This window comes from Arhodomonas sp. KWT, assembly GCF_010993615.1.
Map to the genome: position 1 here is coordinate 1 of NZ_WNXE01000219.1, position 3,510 is coordinate 3,510.

Genomic DNA, 3,510 nt, shown 5'->3' on the forward strand with positions numbered 1-3,510 from the left:
AGTCCGGCCTCGGTGCCCGGGATCTTGACCATGAGGTTATCGCGCTCGATGCGCTCGACCAGCCAGCACGCCTGCTCAATGCTGGCCTCGCTGTCGCCGGCGAGCAGTGGGGAAACCTCCATGCTGACGAAGCCGTCCCGCCCTTCCGTGGCCTCGTAGACGGGCAGGAGGATGTCGGCCGCGTCGCACACGTCCGCGATCGCGAGCTCGAAGAACAGGTCTTCCGCCCGGGCCTCGGGATGTCGCGCCAGCGCCGCGCGGAGCGCGCTGTCGTAGCGTGTGCCGTCGGCGATCGCCTGGTCGAAGATGGTCGGATTGGTGGTCACCCCGGTGACCGCGTCACGTTCGAGGTGGGCATGCAGGCCGCCGTCGTCGATGAGGCCGCGGTGGATGGTGTCCAGCCACACGCTCTGGCCGAGTCGTTGCAGGTGGTGCAGGGGGGTGTTGCTCATCCCGGTTTCCCTGTTGGTCGTGATCGTCGTCGCCCCGGGGCCGGCCGCGGTGCGGAATTGGCATATTGCCGGGTTTCCGCAAAGTTGCGGGCGGTCATGTTGTGTTACGCTCTAGCGCGTTCGCTTCCGGTGGCATGTATCGTCGGCCGGGGGCGCAGGTGCCGGAAACAGCGAGCCATCATGCGAAAGCCCGATCTGCTGACATCTCTGACGATTGCCGTTGCCGTGGCCTTTGCGGCCTCGGTGTTCGTCCCCTACCTCTGAGGCCCGCCAGCGCAACACGCCCGGGCCGTTGCCGCTAGAGGCGCACCGCGAGGACGTCGCAGGGCGCGCCGTGGAGTAGCGCGTTCGCCGTCGAGCCGAGCAGCAGTGCGAGGCCGTGGCGGCTGTGCGAGCCCACCACGATGAGATCCGCGCCGCATTCCTGCGCATGTTCGATGATCTCGCGCTTGGTCTGTCCGACCCGCACCTCCCGGTCGTCTTCGGCGACGCCCAGTTTCTCGCCGAGTTCGCGCAGACGGCGCTCGGCATTGGCGAGCAGTTCCTGCTCCACGTTCGCGGTGGGCGGGATCATGAGCTCGTTGCCGGGCTCCACCGGCATATTCTCCACCACGTGCAGCAGGCTCAGCCGGGCGCCGTAGCGCTCCGCCATATCCCGGGCGCGCAGACCCACACAGGCGCTGTCGTCCTGGAAATCCGCGGCGAGCAGAATGTGCTGATACCCCTCCATGCCATGGCCTCCCCGTCGGCATTCGGCATGGCCTCAGGGTAATGCACGCGCGCGCCGTGGAGAAGCGCTCCGTGTCCGCTTCAGTCCAGTCGCCGTGCGAGTGCGGCGAAGTCGTCGAGGCTCAGCGTTTCGGCGCGTGTCCGCGGGTCGACCCCGGCCCCGGCGATGGCGCCGGCGTCGAGCAGCCCGGACAGGGCATTGCGCAGGGTCTTGCGCCGGGCGGCGAAGGCCCGGGCCACCACGGTGGCGAGGCGTTCCTCGTCGGGCACGTCGACCGGCGGGGCGGCATGGGGCACCAGGCGCACGAAGGTCGAGGTGACCCGGGGTGCCGGCGTGAACGCCCCGGGCGGGACATCGAACAGCGGCTCCACCCGGCAGCGGTACTGGATCATCACCGACAGCCGGCCGTAGGTGCCGCCCCCCGGTGCCGCGGCCATGCGTTCGACGACCTCGCGCTGGAGCAGGAGGTGCAGGTCGGAGATGGGCGCGGCGCCGGCGGTGAGGTGGAAGAGCAGCGGCGTGGAGATGTTGTAGGGCAGGTTGCCGACGACGCGTATCGGACCCTCGCCCAGCGAGGCCGGATCGACGCGCAGGGCGTCGCCCTGAATGATGCGCAGCCGGCCGCTACCGGCGTCGAGGCGCTCCAGTCCGGCGATGAGGTCGCGGTCGAGCTCGATGACAGTGAGTGCCCCGGCGGCCTCCAGCAGCGGCCGGGTGAGTGCGCCCTGGCCGGGACCGATCTCCACGATGGCCTCGCCGGGCGTCGGCGCGATGGCGGCGATCATGCGCTCGATGTAGGCGCGCTCGTGGAGGAAATTCTGGCCGAAGCGCTTGCGGGGCCGGTGGCTCAACGGCCGCCCCCGGTGGCGAGGCGGGTGGCGAGCTCGATCGCGGCGCGGAGGCTGCCGTCCCGGGCCCGGCCGCTGCCGGCGAGGTCGAGGGCGGTGCCGTGATCGACGGAGGTGCGCACCACGGGCAGCCCGAGGGTGACGTTCACCGCCTCGCCGAAGCCCGCGTACTTGAGCACCGGCAGCCCCTGGTCGTGGTACATGGCAAGCACCGCGTCGGCGTGCTCCAGGTGCTCCGGGGTGAACAGGGTATCCGCGGGCAGCGGTCCGGTGAGTGCCATGCCCTCGCCGCGCAGGCGTTCGAGCACGGGCGCGACCACCTCGATCTCCTCGCGTCCCAGGTGGCCGCCCTCGCCGGCGTGGGGATTGACGCCGGCGACAAGGATCCGGGGCGCGGCGATGCCGAAGCGCCGGCGCAGCTCGTCCTCGAGCGTGCGTGTCACCCGCTCCAGGCGCCCGGCGGTGATCGCGTCGGCGACCTCGCGCAGGGGCAGGTGAGTGGTGACCAGCGCCACGCGGAGGTCGCCGGCGACGAGCATCATCACCGGCAGGTCGCCGCCGCTGTGGTGGGCGAGGTATTCCGTGTGCCCGCTGAAGGGCACGCCGGCCTCGTTGATCACGCCCTTGTGTACCGGAGCGGTGACCATGCCGGCGAAGCGCCCGTCGAGACAGCCGCCCAGGGCGGTGTCGAGCATGGCAAGCACGGCGGCGCCGTTGCCGGGGTCCAGCCGTCCCGGGGTCACCGCCGTGTGCATCGCGACCGCCTCGATCTCCAGACCGCGGTCCGGGGCCGGCGCGTCCGGGCGGTAGGGCACGAGCCCGATATCCAGTCCGAGCGTCCGGGCCCGTGCGGCGATCACCTCCGGATCGCCCACCAGCACCGGGCGGCAGCCCCCCGGCGGGTTCGCGGCGAGCATGGCGAGCAGGTCCGGGCCGATGCCCGCCGGCTCGCCCATGGTGACCGCCAGGGCGGGGGCGGTCACGAGTTGGCGGCCCCCGCCGGGTTGTCGAGGCGGTAGTCCACGTAGGCCTCCTCGCGGAGCTGTCGCAGCCACAGCTCGAGCTCCTCGTCCTCCTTGCGCTGGCGTAGCTGCTCGGCGGCCTGGTTGCGGCGGTAGGCCTCGGTGGTGTCCTTGCGCCGCTGTTCGACCAGCTGGATCAGGTGCCAGCCGTTGCGGGACTTGAACGGCCGGCTCACGCTGCCGGCCTGCATGCCCTCGACGGCGCGGCGGACGGCCGGCGGCATCTCCTGCGGGCCGAGCCAGCCCATGTCGCCGCCGTCGGCGGCGGTGGCCTTGTCATCGGAGTTCGCGCGGGCGAGTGCCTCGAACGAGGCGCCGCCCTCGATGCGCTGGCGCAGCGCCTGCAGCCGTTTGCGGGCGTCGCTGTCGGTGACGACCTCGTTGGTCTGGATCATGATGTGGCGGATATGGCTCTGGGTGACGACGTGCCGCTCGGCGGCGCGGCGGTCCTCCATCTT

General features: G+C 71.5%; 5 protein-coding genes. All 5 read right to left on the minus strand.

The annotated features are described in order from the left end of the window. A partial coding sequence (locus tag G7A99_RS16860; protein ID WP_305792327.1) for a transaldolase family protein occupies window positions 1–452 on the minus strand: 452 nt, incomplete at its 3' end. 298 nt (window positions 453–750) lie between these two features. After that, entirely contained in the window at window positions 751–1,182 is a 432-nt protein-coding gene (locus G7A99_RS16865) for a universal stress protein (RefSeq protein WP_018716510.1), read from the minus strand. An 80-nt stretch (window positions 1,183–1,262) separates the two neighbouring features. Next, the gene (gene rsmA / locus G7A99_RS16870) at window positions 1,263–2,033 is read right to left on the minus strand and encodes a 16S rRNA (adenine(1518)-N(6)/adenine(1519)-N(6))-dimethyltransferase RsmA (protein WP_163142306.1); all 771 of its coding nucleotides are present in this window, start codon (window positions 2,031–2,033) and stop codon (window positions 1,263–1,265) included. Then, window positions 2,030–2,986 (minus strand): 4-hydroxythreonine-4-phosphate dehydrogenase PdxA, encoded by a 957-nt coding sequence (pdxA, locus tag G7A99_RS16875; RefSeq protein ID WP_163142309.1) that lies wholly within the window; start codon window positions 2,984–2,986, stop codon window positions 2,030–2,032. The genes rsmA and pdxA overlap by 4 nt, the downstream gene beginning before the upstream one ends. Window positions 2,987–3,009: 23 nt before the next feature. Beyond that, window positions 3,010–3,510, minus strand: a 501-nt coding sequence (locus G7A99_RS16880; protein WP_205599890.1) for a peptidylprolyl isomerase, incomplete at its 5' end; no start/stop codon positions are given.

Coding starts and splice junctions, on each gene's coding strand:
- G7A99_RS16865 (WP_018716510.1), bottom strand. CDS start 1,182: ATGGAGGGGTATCAGCACATTCTGCTCGCCGCGGATTTCCAGGACGAC.
- pdxA (WP_163142309.1), bottom strand. CDS start 2,986: ATGGGCGAGCCGGCGGGCATCGGCCCGGACCTGCTCGCCATGCTCGCC.